The sequence below is a fragment of the Streptomyces sp. NPDC006743 genome (assembly GCF_040703815.1).
In the GTDB taxonomy this organism is placed as follows: domain Bacteria; phylum Actinomycetota; class Actinomycetes; order Streptomycetales; family Streptomycetaceae; genus Streptomyces.
This window is the reverse complement of sequence record NZ_JBEYJA010000087.1, coordinates 1-17,333: the sequence shown is the minus strand read 5'-3', so window position 1 is coordinate 17,333 and position 17,333 is coordinate 1. Positions and strand designations below refer to the sequence as shown.

Here is a 17,333-nt window from a genome sequence, read left to right as displayed (position 1 = left end):
CGCCCGGTTACATTCCGAACCCGGAAGCTAAGCCTTACAGCGCCGATGGTACTGCAGGGGGGACCCTGTGGGAGAGTAGGACACCGCCGAACAATATTTGGAGGACCCCTGGTCCCAGCGTTCAGCTGGGACCAGGGGTCCTTTCGTTTTTTCACCGAACACAGCTTGCAGCGCGCCGGGTACCCGGCTGCGTGAGAATGACTTTGCGGTACAGCAGACAGGAGTCACCGATGTCCACCAACTCTCCCGACGAGCGTCCGGAGCGCGATGAGCGCCGCCGGGACGTTGGTGACCGCGGCGAACGCGGTGACCGAGGCGGCTACCGCGGCGGCCCGCGCCGCGGCAACGACCGTGCGGGATACGGCCGTCGCGACGACGAGCGAGGCGGAGGTTTCGGCGGTCGCCGCGACGACCGCCGTGGTCCCGAGCGCAGCGACCGGAACGACCGCGGTGACCGTGGTGGTTTCCGCCGGGACGACCGACGTGATGACCGTCGTGACGATCGCCGTGACGACCGGCGCGAGGGTGATCGCGGTGGTTACGGCGCTCGCCGTGACGACCGTCGTGACGGCGACCGTGGCGGGTTCCGCCGCGAGGGCGACCGCCCCGCCTACCGCCGTGACGACCGTCGTGACGCCCCGCGCGAGGGCCGCCGCGACGACCGCCGAGATGACCGTCGGGACGACCGGCGTGAGGGTGATCGCGGTGGTTACGGCGGCCGTCGTGACGGCGACCGTGGCGGCTACGGCCGGCGTGACGACGACCGTGGTGGCTACGGCGGTCGCCGTGACGACCGCGGCGGGTACGGCGGGTACGGGCGCCGTGACGACCGCTCCGAGCGTCCCGACCGCGGTGACCGTGGTGGTTTCCGCCGGGACGACCGACGTGATGACCGTCGTGACGATCGCCGTGACGACCGGCGCGAGGGTGACCGCGGTGGTTACGGCGCTCGCCGTGACGACCGTCGTGACGGCGACCGTGGCGGGTTCCGCCGCGAGGGCGACCGCCCCGCCTACCGCCGTGACGACCGTCGTGACGCCCCGCGCGAGGGCCGCCGCGACGACCGCCGAGATGACCGTCGGGACGACCGCCGCGACGACCGTGGCGGCTTCCGCCGTGAGGGCGACCGCCCGTCCTACCGCCGTGACGACCGTCGCGACGACCGCAGGGACGACACCCGCGGCGAGCGCGGAGACCGCGGTGGCTTCCGCGGACGTGACGACCGTGGGGGTCGCGGCCCGCGCCGTGACGACCGAGGCGAGCGTGGTGGCCGGCCCGGCGGTTTCCGCCGTGAGGGCGACCGCCCGTCCTACCGCCGTGACGACCGCAGGGACGACCGCCGTGACGACCGGCGGGGTGGCGGCCGGTTCCGCGACGAGCGTGACCGGGACCGGGAGCCGATCAAGCGGCTGCCGATTCCGCAGGAGGTCACCGGCGAGGAGATCGACAAGGACGTACGGCAGGAACTCCAGAGCCTGCCCAAGACGCTCGCCGAGGACGTCGCCCGCAACCTGGTGATGGTGGCCCGGCTCATCGACGAGGACCCCGAGGCCGCGTACGGCTACTCCAGAGTCGCCCTTCGGCTGGCGTCCCGCGTCGCCGCCGTACGGGAGGCGGCCGGGTTCGCCGCGTACGCCAGCCAGAAGTACAGCGAGGCGCTCGCGGAGTTCCGTGCCGCCCGCCGGATGACCGGCAACGTGGAGCTGTGGCCCGTCATGGCCGACTGCGAGCGCGGGCTCGGCCGGCCGGAGAAGGCGCTGGACATGGCCGGCGCTCCAGAGGTGCACAAGCTCGACAAGGCGGGGCAGGTGGAGATGCGGCTCGTCGCGGCCGGCGCCCGGCGCGACATGGGGCAGCTGGACGCGGCCATCGTGACGCTGCAGAGCCCCGAGCTGGCCTCCCACTCCGTCCAGCCGTGGACCGCCCGCCTGCGGTACGCCTACGCCGACGCGCTGCTCGCCGCCGGCCGTGAGGCCGAGGCACGGGAATGGTTCGCCAAGGCCGTCGAGGCCGACCGGGACGGCAGCACCGACGCGTCGGACCGCCTGGCCGAGCTGGACGGTGTGGAGTTCACCGACGCGCTCGACGAGAGCGGTGCGGACGCCGGGTCCGCGGGCGCCTCGCGGGAGATCGGTGTGGCTGCGGCCGAGGACGAGCCCGTGGGCGAAGCCGAGGCCCCGGCAGCGGACGAGGACAAGGACAAGGACAAGGACAAGGACGAGGACGAGGACTGAGTCCTGTCGCGGGAGACGAGGGGCGGGCCCCGATCGGCAGCGATCGGGGCCCGCCCCTCGTCGTATCCCCGTGTCTCACAGGTCCAGGGCCCGCAGCACCAGTCCGGACGCGGGTTTCGGCCCGAACGACGTCGACTTGCGCGGCATGGTGACGCCCTGGCGTGCCAGCTCGCGCACCACGTCCTCGCGCACCGGGTGCAGCAGGACGGCGGTCCCGCCGTCGCGCTCCGCCTTGGCCACGGTGGCGGCGGTGTCGTGGATGTAGGCGATCCGGGTGGGGTCGTCCTCCGGGATGTGCCACACGTGCTCCAGGAGCGCTGCGTGCAGGACCGTCGCGTCGAGCGTGCGCCAGGCCGCCGGCCGGTCGGCGGGGACCGTACGGGCCAGGAGACCGGGGTCGGGGCGGTCCACGAGGTGGAAGGAGCCGTCGCCGGCCAGCAGGAAGGCGTTGCCCGCACAGGCGGCGTCCGCCAGGGTCTCCAGCGCGTCGGACAGCCGCAGGCCGTCCAGGCGGCGTACCCGGAACAGGCCGTCCAGCGCCGCCAGCGCGTCCGCGACCGGGAACCCGTGCAGCAGCCGGTGGATGGCGCGGACCCGCAGGGGGTAACGGGCCGTGTCGACGAGGAGGACGAGACCGTAGTCCCAGGCGCTGGGGGAGGGGTGTTCGGCGCGCAGGCGCCGGTAGGTCGCCCAGCGGTGGTGGCCGTCGGCGATCAGGGCCTGGTGCTGGGAGAGATCCTCCCGGATCCCGGCCAGGTCGGCGGGGTCGGTGACGGCCCACAGACGGTGGCTGAAGCCGTCCTCGGTGGTCGTGCACAGCAGCGGCGGCTGTTCGGCGGCGCGTTCGACGACCACCGTCGTCGCGGCCGTCGAGCCGTTCCCGCGGTAGGTGAGCAGCAGCGGCTCGAGGTTGGCGCTGGTCGCGCGCATCAGTGCGGCGCGGTCGGCGACGACGTGCGGCATCACGTCCTCGTGCGGCAGCACCACGCCCTCGGCCGGATCCGACACCCGCAGCGCGCCGATCAGGCCGCGTTGCAGCATGCCGTCGCCGTCCCGCTGCTCGTACACGTACAGGCCCGGCTCCGGGTCGGCGGTCAGGACGCCCTCCGCGAGCCAGCGGCGCAGGGTGTCGGCCGCCTGGTCGTTGCGGGCGGTGGGCGTGCCCGCCTGGGGCAGGATCAGGCGGACGATGTTGTGGGGGTCGGCGGACTGGAGGTGGTGCAGGCCGTCGGGGCGGACGACGACGTCGTACGGGGGGGATGTCACCGCGGCCAGACTGCCGACCCGGTCCGGGTCGTAGCGGAGGCCTCGGAACGGGGTGAGGTCGAGGCCGCGGCGCGGAGTTGCCGACGAGTGACCTGCTGTGTTCATCCCGGCATCGTACGTGTGTCAGTGGCATGGGGGATGATCGAGGGAAAACCGGTACCACGAGGAGCGATGCGGAATGAGCCAGGGCGTCAGGACGGGCCCCGAGGGCAGCGGGCGGCCCCTGAGCGAGGCGTACGACACGGCCCTGCTCGACCTGGACGGGGTGGTGTACGCGGGAGGTGACGCGATCGCGCACGCCGTCGACTCGCTCGCCGCCGCCCGCGCGGGCGGGATGCGGCTGGCGTACGTCACCAACAACGCCCTGCGCACCCCGGAGGCGGTCGCCGGACACCTCACCGACCTGGGGATACGGGCCGATGCGTCGGACGTGGTCACCTCCGCGCAGGCGGTGGCCAGGCTGATCGCCGATCAGGTGCCGCCCGGGGCGCGCGTGCTGGTGATCGGTGGTGAGGGGCTGCGGGTGGCGCTGCGCGAGCGCGGCCTGGAGCCGGTGGAGTCGGCCGAGGACGAGCCGGTGGCCGTGGCCCAGGGGTACGGCGGTCCCGAGATGGCGTGGGGGCGGTTCGCGGAGGCGTGCTACGCCCTTCACCGCGGGGTGCCCTGGTTCGCCTCCAACACGGATCTGACGATCCCGAGCGCCCGCGGGATCGCTCCGGGCAACGGCGCGGCCGTGGAGGTCGTCCGGATCGCGACGGGTGCTGAGCCGCAGGTGGCGGGCAAGCCGCTGCCGCCCATGCACCGCGAGACCATCCTGCGTACCGGTGCGCGGCGCCCCCTGGTGGTCGGGGACCGGCTGGACACGGACATCGAGGGCGCGTTCAACGGCGGGGTGGACTCACTGCTCGTGCTGACCGGCGTGACCGACGGGGCGCGGCTGCTGGCCGCACCGCCCGAGCACCGGCCGACGTACGTCGACGCCGATCTGCGGGGCCTGCTCACCGGGCAGCCGGAAATCACCCGGGAGGGTGACGGTTTCCGGTGCGGCGGGTGGACGGCGACGGCGGGCGGCGACGCGCTGGCCTTGAGCGGTGACGGGCAGCCGATGGACGGGCTGCGCGCGCTGTGCGCGGCGGCGTGGACGGCGGGCGGCGAGAGCGGGTGCGCGCTGGACGGCGGGAAGGCGCTGGCGAAGCTGGGGCTGTGAGGCGTCCCCCGGAGGGACGGTGACGCACTGTCGAACCCTAAGCGAGGGTAGGCTAACCTAACTGCGTGTTGGTCGACAGTCCTCCCGAACAGCGCGCGGCAGCAGCCGCTGCGCCCCCGGCCCGGCGCGGCGTGCGAGCCGCCGGACTGCTCCTGTCCGCCGCGGTCCTGCTGCTCGTCGCCCTGGCGAGCATCGCGATCGGCGCGAAGGAGCTGTCCCTGGCCCAGGTCTGGCACGGCCTCTTCCAGGACTCCGGCGGCTACGGCGACGTCGTGGTCGGCGAACGGCTCTCCCGCACCGTCCTCGGTCTGCTCGCCGGGGCCGCGCTCGGGCTGGCCGGAGCCGTGCTGCAGGCGCTGACCCGCAACCCGCTGGCCGACCCGGGGATCCTCGGCATCAACGCGGGGGCGTCGGCGGCCGTGGTCACCGCGATCACCTTCCTCGGCGTGACCAGCCTGCGCGGCTACGTGTGGTTCGCCTTCCTCGGCGCCGCCGCCGTGGGCGCGCTGGTGTGGTTCCTCGGCGGCAGCCGGGGCGCCACGCCCGTACGGCTCGCGCTGGCCGGCACCGCGATCGGCGCCGCGCTCTACGGCTACGTCCAGGCCGTGATGATCACGGACGACGCGGCGCTGGGCCGGATGCGTTTTTGGACGGTGGGCTCCCTGGCCTCCGCCACGAACGAGACCATCGTCCAGGTGCTGCCGTTCTGCGTCGCGGGCACCGTCCTCGCGCTGCTCCTCGCCCGGCCGCTCAACGCGATGTCGATGGGCGACGACACCGCACGCGCCCTGGGCGCCCACCTCAACCGCACCCGGGCCCTGGCCATGCTCGCCGCGACCGTGCTGTGCGGGGCGGCGACGGCCGCCTGCGGGCCGATCGTCTTCGTCGGGCTCATGGTCCCGCACGTGGTGCGTTCCTTCACCGGACCCGACCTGCGCTGGATCCTGCCCTACTCCACGATCCTGTCGCCCGTGCTGCTGCTCGGCGCGGACGTGATCGGGCGGATCGTCGCCCGGCCCGGCGAGGTCCAGGTCGGGGTCGTCACCGCGCTCATCGGCGGCCCGGTGTTCATCCTGCTCGTTCGGCGGCGGAGGACGGCCCAGCTGTGAAGACCATCCCCACCACCGACGCCGGGCGCGCCCGCCGCCCACGGACCCCCGGCACTCCCGGCGGCACCCGCGCCGTCCGTACCCTGGGCGGGCTGTCCTTCCGTCTGGAGACGCGGGCGCTGGCCGTCGTCGTCCTGCTGGTGCTCGCCGCGCTCGCCGCGAGCGTCGTGCTGATCGGCACCGGCGACTTCCCGATCCCCGCCTCCGACGTGCTGAAGACGCTGGCCGGACAGGGCAACCCCGGCCAGGAGTTCATCGTCCGCGAACTGCGGCTGCCCCGCGTCCTGGTCGGTCTGCTGGTCGGCGCCTGCCTCGGCCTGGGCGGCGCGCTCTTCCAGTCCGTCGCCCGCAACCCGCTCGGCAGCCCGGACGTGCTCGGCCTCTCCCAGGGATCGACGGCCGGTGCGCTCGTCGTGATCGTGCTGCTGTCGGGCGACGCGACCGCCGTCACCCTCGGCGCGCTCGCCGGCGGCCTGGTGACCGGGCTCGCCATCTACCTCCTCGCCTGGAAGCAGGGCGTCCACGGCTACCGGCTCGTCCTGGTCGGCATCGGCGTCAACGCCGTCGCCACCGCCGTCAACGGCTACCTCATCACCAAGGCCGACTTCGTGGACGCGGCCCGCGCGGTGAACTGGCTGACCGGCTCGCTGGGCGGCCGTGACTGGGCCCAGGTGTGGCCGCTGCTCGTCCTGTGCGCCGTCCTGCTCCCGCTCGTCCTCGCCAACGCCCGCGGGCTGCGGATGCTGGAGATGGGCGACGACGTCTCCTACGCCCTGGGGGTGCGCGTCGAGCGCGTACGGCTGCTGCTGATGGGCTCGGCCGTGCTGCTCACCGCCGCCGCGACCGCCGCCGCCGGTCCTGTCGCCTTCGTGGCGCTGACCGCACCGCAGCTCGCCCGCCGCCTGACCCGCTCACCCGGCCCCAACCTGGTTCCCTCGCTGTGCATGGGCGCCGCCCTGCTGGTCACCGCCGACTGGGCCTCGCAGCGGGCCTTCGGCGCCGACCAGCTGCCCGTGGGCGTGGTCACCGGCGTCCTCGGCGGGGCCTACCTGCTGTGGCTGCTGGTCGCCGAGCGCAGGAAGGGCCGGATATGAGCATCCGAAGCACCACCGTGAACGACCTGAGGAGCACCGTGAGCCGCCTGTCCGCCGACAACGTCACCCTGGCCTACGACCAGCGGGTCATCGCCGAGCAGTTGTCGGTGGAGATCCCCGACAACTCCTTCACCGTGATCGTCGGTCCGAACGCCTGCGGCAAGTCCACGCTGCTGCGCGCCCTGTCGAGGATGCTCAAGCCCAGCCACGGCCGGGTGCTGCTGGACGGCCAGGTCATCCAGTCGATGCCCGCCAAGCAGGTCGCCCGGACCCTCGGCCTGCTGCCCCAGTCCTCGATCGCGCCCGACGGCATCACTGTCGGCGACCTGGTGGGCCGCGGCCGCTACCCGCACCAAGGCATCCTGCGGCAGTGGTCCGCGGAGGACGAGCGGGTCGTCCAGGAGTCCATGGAGCGGACCGGCGTCACCGCGCTCGCCGAACGCTACGTCGACGAGCTGTCGGGCGGTCAGCGCCAGCGCGTGTGGATCGCCATGGCCCTCGCCCAGCAGACGCCGCTGCTGCTGCTGGACGAGCCGACGACGTACCTGGACATCCAGCACCAGATCGACGTCCTCGACCTCTGCGCCGACCTGCACGAGGAGCAGGGGCGCACCCTGGTCGCCGTGCTGCACGACCTGAACCACGCGGCCCGTTACGCCACCCACCTCGTCGCCCTGCGCGGCGGGGAGGTCATCGCGCAGGGCGCGCCGAGCGAGATCGTCACCGCCGAGCTGGTGGAAGAGGTCTTCGGGCTGCGCTGCCAGGTCATCGACGATCCCGAGACGGGCACGCCGCTGGTGGTGCCGGCGGCGCGCACGGCACGCGCGCGCGTCACGGCCCGGTAGGGGCCCTGGGAGGCGGGGTCACAGCAGCTTCCTGAGCCGGAAGAGGTCCAGCAGGCTCGCCTCCAGCTTCACCCGCCCCGAACCCCAGGCCGCGGCGAAGTTCAGTCCGCCGCCGACCAGTGCGACCAGGTCGTCGCCCGCCATGGCGAGCCGGATCTGGGCCTTCTCGGGCGGCGGCCCCGGCACGGTGTCCCGCACGTCGATCCGGCCGCCGGTGAGGCGGCCGGTGAAAGTGATGTCGAGATCCGTGATGTGGCAGCTCACCGAGCGGTCCAGCGCAGCCGCCTCGCGGACCTTCCCGTCCGCGTCCGCCATGCTGTCCGAGAGCTTCTCGAGTGCCGCGCGGCACTCCTCGATCGTGGCCATCGCGACCGACGGTACCGCAGGGCCTCGCGGTAGCGTCGGGGCATGAGCGACTCCGTGTCCGGGACGAAGGCCCCGGTGCAGGCGGCGGCGGTGCGGGAGCCCGCCGCGGACCCCGCCCCCGATCTCCCCGTCCCCGCCGCGGGCCCTTCCGGGCCCGCTCCCCTCGGTGTGCCCCGCACCCCCACCGGTGACGCCGATGTCGACGCGGCCCTGGAGCGGCTCGGTGACGCCGACCACCTCGGCACCGACGGACACCTGGAGGTGTACGAGGATGTACATCGGGGGCTGCGCGACGCGCTCAGCGCGCTCGACGGCCGCCCGGGACCTCCCGGACCCACGGCGCCGCCGGCGCCTTCACCGCCGTACCGACACAGGAGCTGAACCGAACGTGGCAGGAGTCGCACGCCGCCGTCTCGACGCGGAACTGGTCCGCCGCAAGCTGGCGCGCTCGCGCGAGCACGCCGGCCAGTTGATCGCCGCCGGGCGGGTCACCGTCGGCAAGACCGTCGCGACCAAGTCCGCCACCCAGGTGGAGACCGCCGCCGCGATCGTGGTCACGGCCGACGACAGCGACCCCGACTACGTCTCGCGGGGCGGTCACAAGCTCGCCGGCGCGCTGGCCGCCTTCGTGCCGCAGGGGCTGGTCGTCGAGGGGCGGCGGGCGCTGGACGCCGGGGCGTCCACCGGGGGCTTCACCGACGTGCTGCTGCGGGCGGGCGCCGCGCACGTCGTCGCCGTCGACGTCGGCTACGGCCAACTCGCCTGGTCGCTCCGGCAGGACGAGCGCGTCACCGTCAAGGACCGCACGAACGTGCGGGAGTTGACGCTGGAGGCGATCGACGGGGAACCTGTGGACCTCGTCGTGGGAGACCTGTCCTTCATCCCGCTCGGCCTGGTGCTGCCCGCCCTGACCCGGTGCGTGACGCCGGAGGCCGACCTGGTGATGATGGTCAAGCCGCAGTTCGAGGTGGGGAAGGAGCGGCTCGGCAGCGGGGGTGTCGTACGGAGTCCGCAACTGCGGGCGGAGGCCGTGCGGGGCGTCGCCGGGAAGGCGTGGGAGCTGGGGCTCGGGGTGCGGGGCGTCACCGCCAGTCCGCTGCCCGGCCCGTCCGGCAACGTCGAGTACTTTCTGTGGCTGCGTGCCGGGGCGCCCGCCCTGGAACCGGCCGACGTCGACCGTGCAGTGGCGGAGGGGCCGCGTTGACAAAGAGCCATGCTCGTACCGTTTTCCTGCTGGCCCACACCGGGCGGCCGGCCGCAGTCCGCAGCGCCGAGCTGGTGGTCAAGGGGCTGCTGCACTCCGGGATCGGCGTGCGCGTCCTGGAGGCGGAGGCGTGTGACCTGCCGCTGCCCGGCGAGGTGCAGCTGGTCGCCGAGGCCACGCCGCAGTCCCTGGACGGGTGCGAGCTGCTGATCGTCCTCGGCGGTGACGGCACGCTGCTGCGCGGCGCCGAGTTCGCCCGCGCCTCGGGGGTGCCGATGCTCGGCGTGAACCTCGGCAGGGTCGGGTTCCTCGCCGAGGCCGAGCGGGACGACCTGGACAAGGTCGTGGACCGGGTGGTGTCCCGGGCCTACGAGGTCGAGGAACGGATGACCGTCGATGTCGTCGTGCACCGCAACGGCGACATCGTGCACACCGACTGGGCGCTGAACGAGGCGGCCGTGCAGAAGGTGTCCGCCGAGAGGATGCTGGAGGTCGTCCTGGAGATCGACGGTCGGCCCGTGACCGGGTTCGGCTGCGACGGCATCGTGTGCGCCACGCCCACCGGGTCGACGGCGTACGCCTTCTCCGCGGGAGGTCCCGTGGTGTGGCCCGAGGTCGAGGCGCTGCTGATGGTGCCGATCAGCGCACACGCGCTGTTCGCGAAGCCACTGGTGACCTCGCCGGACTCCGTGCTCGCGGTGGAGGTGCTGCCGCACGTGCCGCCGGGGGTCCTGTGGTGCGACGGGCGCCGCACGGTCGAGCTGCCGCCGGGGGCGCGGGTGGAGGTGCGGCGCGGCGCCGTCCCCGTACGGCTGGCCCGGCTGCACCACGCGTCGTTCACGGACCGGCTGGTGGCCAAGTTCGCGCTGCCGGTCTCGGGGTGGCGGGGGGCACCGCACTAGCCCCTCCGGGGAGGAGACGCGGAACGCCCCCTGGGGCGGCGGGGCGGGGGCGCCCTCCGGAGCTGAGGCCCCGGCCCCCCTGCCGGGCGGCCGCCGGGGCACATCCGGAGCGGCCACCCGGGCGCCGTGCGCGGGTCGCGGGGCCGCCCGCGCGGTTCCCCGCGCCCTTGTGCCGGACCACTCGCGCGGGTGACAAGGGCGGGGCGGTCGCACGCGCCGCCCCGGACCTCGTAAGGTCGTGTGCGTGTTGGAGGAGATGCGGATACGGTCGCTCGGCGTGATCGACGACGCCGTCGTCGAGCTGTCACCCGGCTTCACCGCGGTCACGGGTGAGACGGGTGCGGGCAAGACCATGGTGGTCACCAGCCTGGGACTGCTGCTGGGCGGGCGCGCGGACCCGGCGCTCGTACGGATCGGCGCCGGCAAGGCGGTCGTGGAGGGGCGCGTCGCCGTGCCCTCCGGCGCCGCGGCGGTCCTGCGGGCCGAGGAGGCGGGCGCCGAGCTGGACGACGGGGCGCTGCTGATCAGCCGTACCGTCTCCGCCGAAGGCCGCTCACGCGCCCACCTGGGCGGACGCAGCGTGCCCGTCGGGCTGCTCGCCGAGCTGGCCGACGACCTGGTGGCCGTGCACGGCCAGACGGACCAGCAGGGGCTCTTGAAGCTGTCCCGGCAGCGGCAGGCCCTGGACCGGTACGCGGGTGACGCGGTCGCCGTACCGCTCACCAAGTACACGGAGGCGTACCGGCGGCTGCGGGCGGTCTCCGCGGAGCTGGAGGAGATCACCACGCGTGCGCGGGAGCGGGCCCAGGAGGCCGCCATGCTCCGCTTCGGCCTGGACGAGGTCGCCGCCGTCGAGCCGCGTGCGGGTGAGGACGCCGAGCTGGCCGAGGAGGCCGAGCGGCTCGGCCACGCCGAGGCCCTGGCGTCCGCCGCCACGGCCGCGCACGCCGCTCTCGCGGGTGACCCGGAGGACCCGGAGGGCATCGACGCCGCCACCCTCGTCGCCGGCGCCCAGCGCGCCCTGGAGGCCGTACGCGCGCACGACCCGGCGCTGGCCGCGCTCGCCGACCGGATCGGTGAGATCGGGATCCTGCTGGGCGACGTCGCCGGGGAGCTGGCCGGGTACGCCGACGACCTGGACGCCGACCCGCTGCGGCTGGCCGCCGTGGAGGAGCGGCGGGCGGCGCTGACGGCGCTGACCCGCAAGTACGGGGAGTACGACAAGGGCGTGGACGCCGTCCTCGCCTGGGCCGAGCGCAGTGCCGTCCGGCTGACCGAGCTGGACGGCGACGACGAACGGATCGGCGAGCTGACCGCGGAGCGTGACGCGCTGCGTGCCGAACTGGGCGGTCTCGCCCAGGCGTTGACGGACGCCCGGGCGGAGGCCGCGCAGCGGTTCGCCGCCGCCGTCACCGCCGAGCTGGCCTCGCTCGCCATGCCGCACGCGCGCGTGTCGTTCGACCTGCGGCAGACCGAGGACCCGGACGGTGTGGAGGTCGACGGCCGTACGGTCGCCTACGGCCCCTCCGGCGTCGACGAGGTCGAGCTGCTGCTCGCCCCGCACCCGGGCGCGCCGCCGCGGCCGATCGCCAAGGGCGCCTCCGGCGGTGAGCTGTCCCGCGTGATGCTGGCCGTCGAGGTCGTCTTCGCGGGCACGGACCCGGTGCCGACGTACCTCTTCGACGAGGTCGACGCCGGTGTCGGCGGCAAGGCGGCCGTGGAGATCGGACGGCGGCTCGCGAAACTGGCGAAGACGGCGCAGGTCGTCGTCGTCACGCACCTGCCGCAGGTGGCCGCCTTCGCCGACCGGCAGCTGCTGGTGGAGAAGACGAACGACGGGTCGGTGACCCGTTCGGGCGTGAAGGTCCTGGAGGGCGAGGACCGGGTCAGGGAACTGTCCCGGATGCTGGCGGGCCAGGAGGACTCCGAGACCGCCCGCGCCCACGCCGAGGAACTGCTGGAGACGGCCCGGGCGGACAGGTAGGCGCCGGTCCGGGCGGGCGGGTGGGCGAGGGTCCGAGTGGCGGATGGGCGACGGGCCGACGGACAGGCAGGGCGCCGTGACCCGGTCCGGCCGGGGCCTCGCATTCGGCAGGTGGCGCCTTCGGTGGGGCGCGAGAGCGGACGCAGGCGGGGCGGACGGGCCGGAGCGGCCGTCCGTTCGCCGGGCGGTGCGTAGAGCTGCGAACAGAAGCGGGCCCGGCGGCCGGCGCCGGGAACGCGCCCTCGCCGCGTTGCCGGAAGGCCCTGGCAGCTCCGCCACGAGGATCTTCCGGCGCCTTGCGATCGCACGCACCGGACGCCGCGAGCTGATCGGACTCCCCTTTTGTTCGCAGCTCTTAGAGTGACGGCATGATCGCACGAGCGGGCCGCACCACCGCCCTCCTCACCACGGCAGCACTCACCCGCGCGACGATGTGGGCGCTGGGCACCCGGGCGCCCGGGGGACGTGCGCGCTGGGAGCGGAAGAACCACGCGGGCCGGCCCGTCGGGCTGTACGCCGCCCCGGCTACCGCCCTGGCCGCCGCGGCGGGTGCGGCGCGCGTACGTCCGGCGGCCGGGCTCGCCGTGGCCGCCGCCGGTCTGTGCGGGGCGTACGACGACATCGCGGGCGCCGGTGACGCGCGGCGCGGCTTCCGCGCCCATCTTTCGGCCCTGCGCGAGGGCGAAGTCACCAGCGGAGCCGTCAAGTTGCTGGGCATCTCGGCTGCCGCGCTCGCCGCCGGGGCGCGGCTGAAGGAGCGGCCGGTGGACCGGGTGCTGGCCGGGGTGGTCATCGCCGGGGCCGCGCACTTCGTCAACCTCGTGGACGTGCGCCCCGGGCGGGCGGCCGGTGCGGTTCTGGCGTTCGGCGCGCCAGGGCTGCTGCGACGGGGGCCGGGCGCCGAGCTGGCGGCGACGGCGATGGGCGCCGCGGCGGCCGTGCTCCCCGACGACCTCGGCGAGCGCGTGATGGTCGGCGACACGGGGGCGCACGCCCTGGGCGCGGCCCTGGGCACCGCGATCGTGACGGGCACCGGACGGGTGGGGCTCACCGCGCACGCCGCAGCCGTGGTGGCCGCCGCGGTCTGGGGTGACCGGGTGACCGCGATGGCCCGCGCCGCCCGATGACGTCCGGCCCGCCGCCCGGAACCCCCGTGACGTCCGGTCCCGCCGCCCCGGACCACCGTGACGACCGGCAGCCCGGCCCGCCGGACGGTCCGGTGCGGGACACCGGCGGACGCCGGCCCTCGGCCGACTGACGGCGCCCGAGTGCCTGAGCGCTCGGCCACTCGGGGTGCCGGGGCACGTGACCGGCTGACGACGCCCGGGCGACCGGCGGCACGCAACCCGCGGGCTTGCTTAGACACTCGGCGGCCTCCGCGGCGGGCCGTGTACAGGCGATCGGCGGTGCTCCTTCATCTGCCCGCGCCGCTGTCACCCGGCCCACCGAGCCCACCGCGGCAGCAGCGCGCCCGCAGGGACGCCACCTCCTGACCACGCCACCTCACCGGGCCACCGGGCGGGCCCCCACGACAGCAGCGCCCCGAGGCCGGACGCACCCCGGCGGCGCGCGCCCGTGGCAGCGTGCCGGCGGAGACGGCGCGTGTGCGGGGGTACAGGGCGCCCCTCGGTGCGCCTGTACGCCCTCCTCGCGGGGCGGGCGCTCGGACGCACCGGGTCGGCCGGGCAAGTGCTCCGCCGCGCGCCGCCGTTCCCGCCGCTCCCTCACTCGTGCGGATGACGCACGCGGGCACGCCTGCCGCGGGCACCGTCCGGCGCGACCGCCAGCCGGGTCCGCAACGCCCGTACGTGCTGGCATCCTTGGCGAAGAACGCGGTACGCCCCACCGGCGCGCACGGGCCGCGTCGCGCCCCCGATACCTTCTGTACGTTTCTTCGTGACCGCACCACGCCGAACCAGGAGCCCCGCCCGCGTGAGCCCCGTCAGCAGCAACGCACCGCACGGTCAGTCGCCGCTGCGCACCGTGCAGGTGGTCGGCGGTGGCAACGCGAGCAGCAGTGCGCACGTGCGTTCGCTGGCCGCGGGACTCGTGGCGCGGGGCGTGCGAGTCACGGTGTGCGCTCCCGAGGAGGCCGACCGCGCCTACGACTTCACCGGTGTCGGCGCCGACCACGTGCACGTGCCGCGCAGCAGCGATCCCGCCTCGGTCGCGGCGCTGCGGGCTGCCTGCTCACAGGCCCATCTCGTGCACGCGCACGGACTGCACGCCTCCTTCCGCGCGGTGCTGGCGCTGCGCGGACGCCGTACTCCCCTCGTCGTCACCTGGCACAACCGCGCCCTGGAGCAGGGGGCGCGGGCCCATTTCCTGCGGCTGCTGGAGCGGCGGGTGGTGAAGGCGGCCACCGTGGTGCTGGGCACCACCTCGGACCTCGTGGACCGGGCCCGCCGCGCCGGTGCCCGTGACGCCCGCCTGGCCGCCACCGCGCTGCCCGGCCCGTCCCGCGGCGACACCTGCCCCGGCCACGACGACCCGGAGGGGCGACGCGCCAAGCTGCGGGCCGAACTCGGCGCCACCGGACGCCCGTTGCTCCTCGCCGTCGGCTCCCTCGACCGGCACCGCGGCTACGAGTACCTGCTGGACGCGGCGGGTTCCTGGCGCCGTCTCGACCCGGTGCCGCTGATCGTCGTCGCGGGGGAGGGGCCGCTGCGCGCGACGCTGCAGCGGCGGATCGAGGACGAGGAGCTGCCGGTCCGGCTCCTCGGCGTCCGCGACGACGTGCACCGGCTCCTCACGGCCGCCGATCTCGCGCTGGTGACCAGCAGTTGGGAGCCGCGCTCCGTGTTCGCCCAGGAGGCGCTGCTCGCCCGGGTGCCGCTCGTCGCCACCGCCGTCGGAGGCGTCCCCGACCTGGTGGGCGACGCGGCCGAACTCGTCCCGTACGGCGATCCGCCCGCCCTCGCCGGCGCCGTCGTCCGGCTGCTCGCCGACCCCGGGCGCCGTGAACTGCTGCGGGCCAGGGGAGCGGCGCAGGCCGCGGGCTGGCCCACCGAGGACGAGACCGTCGCCCAGGTCCTCAGCGTCTACGACGAGCTGACCGAGCCGGCGAGCCCGCTCTGAAGCCGGTGGCCCGCCCCGCCCTTCGGGATACCGACGCCCCGCCCGCCGTTCACGACGCCCCGGCCGTCCTTCGCGACGCCCCGCCCGCCGTTCACGACGCCCCGGCCGTCCTTCGCGGCACCCCGTCCGCCGTTCACGACGCCACGTGCCGTCGGGCCCGCAGCGCCAGGCTCAACGCCAGCACCGTCTGCGGGTCGTCCAGGTCGGTGCCCAGCAACTCCCCGATCCGGGCGAGCCGGTTGTAGAGGGTCTGCCGGTTCAGGTGCAGCTCGCGGGCCGTCTCCGCCTTGCGGCCCGCGTGCGCCAGATACGTCTGGAGGGTGGGCAGCAGCGGCGGCTTGGAACGGCGGTCGTGGTCCTGCAGCGGGCCGATGGCACGCTCCACGAAGGCCGCGAGGTCCGGATGGCCGCGCAGTCGCCACAGCAGCAGGTCGATGTCGAGGCGGCGCGCGTCGTACCAGGGCCGCTCGGGCAGCCCCTGCGCCGCCGTCGCCGTCTCGGCGGCGTGCCGCAGGCCGGCCGAGGCCGCCGCCCAGCCGCCCGCGACGCCGACGACCACCACGGGCTGCGGGTAGCCCCGGCCGGCGGAGGCCGCGGGAGGGGCCGGGCGCCGCAGGCCCGCCCGTTCCCCGCCGGCCCGCAGCGCCGCGGCTACCCGGTCCGCGACCGCCGGCCGCTCCGCCTCGGCGCGCAGCCCGACCAGCAGCAGCACCCGGCCCTCGACCGGCCGTACGCCCAGCAGGGCCGGCACACCGACCGCGGCCAGCTCCTCGGCCACCGCCCGCGCCAGCACCGCCCAGCCGCCCCCGCCGCCCGGCGCCAGGGCGTCCCCGAGCCGCATGACCACGGGCAGCAGGGGGCCGACGCCCGGTTTGAAACCGAGCACCCGGGCCTGCGCGGGGGCGTCCTCGGCGGCGATACGGCCCTCGGCGAGGTCGGTGAGGAAGTCGCCGCGTCCGCGCGCGGCCAGCTCCTCCTCCTGGCGGGCCTGCATCAGCACCACGGCGAGGATCCCGGCCGCCCGCTCGGCGGCCATGCGGTGCACGGGGGCGAGCGGGCCGCGCACGGGCAGCAGGACGAGCCGGGCGCGGACCGAGCCGGGGCCGAGACCGCCGCCGGGCACGTCCACCAGGACGGAACCGGCGGGCGGCGGGGTCTCCTTGTGCTGGCCGCGCAGTCCTTCCCAGACCTGGAGCGCGTCGGCGCCCTCCGGGCCGGCGCCCGCCGCGTACAGCAGCCGTCCCTCCGCGGTCTCCAGGAAGACCGGGTTGGAGCCGAAGTCGGCGAGGATGCCGAGCACCTGCGGCACCCCGCCGCCTCCGAGCAGCGCCTCGGTGCAGCGCCGGTGCACTTCCTCGGCGCGCTGGAGCAGGGCGTAGTGTCCGTTGACGATCTCCGTGTGGATCTCTTCGGTGACCGTCACGAACGGCACCTCGCGGTGCAGCTGGACGAGCGGGAGACCGGCCGAGCGGGCGGTCTCGACGAGGGCGGCGGGCAGCCGGCTGAAGCGGGGGCCCAGCTCCACGACGAGGGCCGCGATACCGCGCTCGGCCAGGGTGCGGACGAAGGCGCGCTGGTCGGCGGGGCGGGTGCCCAGGCCGTAGCCGGTGGTCAGCAGGAGTTCACCGCCCTTGAGCAGGGAGGCGATGTTGGGGACCTCCCCGGCGTGCACCCAGCGCACGGTGCGGCCCAGCCGGTCGCCGCCGGCCACGATCTCGGGCAGCCCGCTGCGGAGGCCGGGCAGTTCGAGGGCGCGCTGCACGGTGATTCCGGCGCCCTCGGTGTCGAGTCTGCGGTCCATGAAACCGGACGCTACCTGGGGAAACGCCACCGGGACAGTACGGGGTGGGAGGTACTGGAACAGGGAGGGCGGACGTCACCGGGGCAGGACCGCGTGGGCGTCGCCGGGACTGGGCCGGGCGAAGACCACCGAGCGGGACGGGGCGAAGGCCGCCGGATCAGGGCCGGGTGGACGGCGTCGGGGGGGGGGCCCCCCCCCCCCCCCCCCCCCCCCCCCCCCCCCCCCCCCCCCCCCCCCCCCCCC

General features: G+C 75.2%; 14 protein-coding genes and 1 rRNA gene. 12 read left to right on the top strand and 3 right to left on the bottom strand.

Annotated features, from left to right (window positions below):
• Positions 1-92, top strand: a 5S ribosomal RNA gene (gene rrf / locus ABZ719_RS35570); the annotation flags it as partial.
• A 1,317-nt stretch (positions 93-1,409) separates the two neighbouring features.
• Entirely contained in the window at positions 1,410-2,234 is an 825-nt protein-coding gene (locus ABZ719_RS35565) for a tetratricopeptide repeat protein (RefSeq protein WP_366729307.1), read from the top strand.
• Between the two features lie 75 nt (positions 2,235-2,309).
• Here ABZ719_RS35565 and ABZ719_RS35560 read toward each other — a convergent pair whose 3' ends face one another.
• Positions 2,310-3,605, bottom strand: a complete 1,296-nt coding sequence (locus ABZ719_RS35560; protein WP_366729304.1) for a DUF1015 domain-containing protein — start codon at positions 3,603-3,605, stop codon at positions 2,310-2,312.
• Positions 3,606-3,678: 73 nt separating this feature from the next.
• Here ABZ719_RS35560 and ABZ719_RS35555 point away from each other — a divergent pair, with 73 nt between their 5' ends.
• The 4 genes from ABZ719_RS35555 to ABZ719_RS35540 all read left to right on the top strand — a co-directional run bounded on the left by ABZ719_RS35555 (position 3,679) and on the right by ABZ719_RS35540 (position 7,755).
• A complete protein-coding gene (locus tag ABZ719_RS35555) occupies positions 3,679-4,707 on the top strand; it encodes an HAD hydrolase-like protein (RefSeq protein WP_366729303.1) in 1,029 nt (342 codons plus the stop codon).
• Between the two features lie 65 nt (positions 4,708-4,772).
• Complete coding sequence (locus tag ABZ719_RS35550; protein ID WP_366729302.1) at positions 4,773-5,816, top strand: iron chelate uptake ABC transporter family permease subunit; 1,044 nt, start codon at positions 4,773-4,775, stop codon at positions 5,814-5,816.
• Between the two features lie 83 nt (positions 5,817-5,899).
• The gene (locus ABZ719_RS35545; protein ID WP_366729306.1) at positions 5,900-6,910 is read left to right on the top strand and encodes an iron chelate uptake ABC transporter family permease subunit; all 1,011 of its coding nucleotides are present in this window, start codon (positions 5,900-5,902) and stop codon (positions 6,908-6,910) included.
• Positions 6,907-7,755, top strand: a complete 849-nt coding sequence (locus ABZ719_RS35540) for an ABC transporter ATP-binding protein (RefSeq protein ID WP_366729301.1) — start codon at positions 6,907-6,909, stop codon at positions 7,753-7,755. Before ABZ719_RS35545 ends, ABZ719_RS35540 begins: the two co-directional genes overlap by 4 nt.
• 18 nt (positions 7,756-7,773) lie before the next feature.
• Here the strand turns inward: ABZ719_RS35540 and ABZ719_RS35535 are convergent, their stop codons facing one another.
• On the bottom strand, positions 7,774-8,121 hold the full coding sequence (locus tag ABZ719_RS35535) for an SCP2 sterol-binding domain-containing protein (protein ID WP_366729300.1): 348 nt from the start codon (positions 8,119-8,121) through the stop codon (positions 7,774-7,776).
• Between the two features lie 42 nt (positions 8,122-8,163).
• Between ABZ719_RS35535 and ABZ719_RS35530 the strand changes: the two genes are divergently transcribed.
• The 6 genes from ABZ719_RS35530 to ABZ719_RS35505 all read left to right on the top strand — a co-directional run bounded on the left by ABZ719_RS35530 (position 8,164) and on the right by ABZ719_RS35505 (position 15,289).
• Positions 8,164-8,502: a hypothetical protein gene (locus tag ABZ719_RS35530; protein ID WP_366729299.1), complete on the top strand. Its 339-nt coding sequence runs from the start codon at positions 8,164-8,166 to the stop codon at positions 8,500-8,502.
• Between the two features lie 7 nt (positions 8,503-8,509).
• On the top strand, positions 8,510-9,325 hold the full coding sequence (locus ABZ719_RS35525; protein WP_366729298.1) for a hemolysin: 816 nt from the start codon (positions 8,510-8,512) through the stop codon (positions 9,323-9,325).
• A complete protein-coding gene (locus ABZ719_RS35520; protein WP_366729297.1) occupies positions 9,322-10,227 on the top strand; it encodes an NAD kinase in 906 nt (301 codons plus the stop codon). Before ABZ719_RS35525 ends, ABZ719_RS35520 begins: the two co-directional genes overlap by 4 nt.
• Positions 10,228-10,483: 256 nt before the next feature.
• Positions 10,484-12,211 carry a DNA repair protein RecN gene (gene recN, locus ABZ719_RS35515; protein WP_366729305.1) on the top strand — a complete coding sequence of 576 codons (1,728 nt, stop codon included), beginning with the start codon at positions 10,484-10,486 and terminating at the stop codon, positions 12,209-12,211.
• A gap of 368 nt (positions 12,212-12,579) precedes the next feature.
• Positions 12,580-13,338: a hypothetical protein gene (locus ABZ719_RS35510; protein ID WP_366729296.1), complete on the top strand. Its 759-nt coding sequence runs from the start codon at positions 12,580-12,582 to the stop codon at positions 13,336-13,338.
• A gap of 805 nt (positions 13,339-14,143) precedes the next feature.
• Complete coding sequence (locus ABZ719_RS35505) at positions 14,144-15,289, top strand: glycosyltransferase family 4 protein (RefSeq protein WP_366729295.1); 1,146 nt, start codon at positions 14,144-14,146, stop codon at positions 15,287-15,289.
• 133 nt (positions 15,290-15,422) lie between these two features.
• Here ABZ719_RS35505 and ABZ719_RS35500 read toward each other — a convergent pair whose 3' ends face one another.
• The gene (locus tag ABZ719_RS35500; protein WP_366729294.1) at positions 15,423-17,090 is read right to left on the bottom strand and encodes a PucR family transcriptional regulator ligand-binding domain-containing protein; all 1,668 of its coding nucleotides are present in this window, start codon (positions 17,088-17,090) and stop codon (positions 15,423-15,425) included.
• Positions 17,091-17,333: the final 243 nt, after the last annotated feature.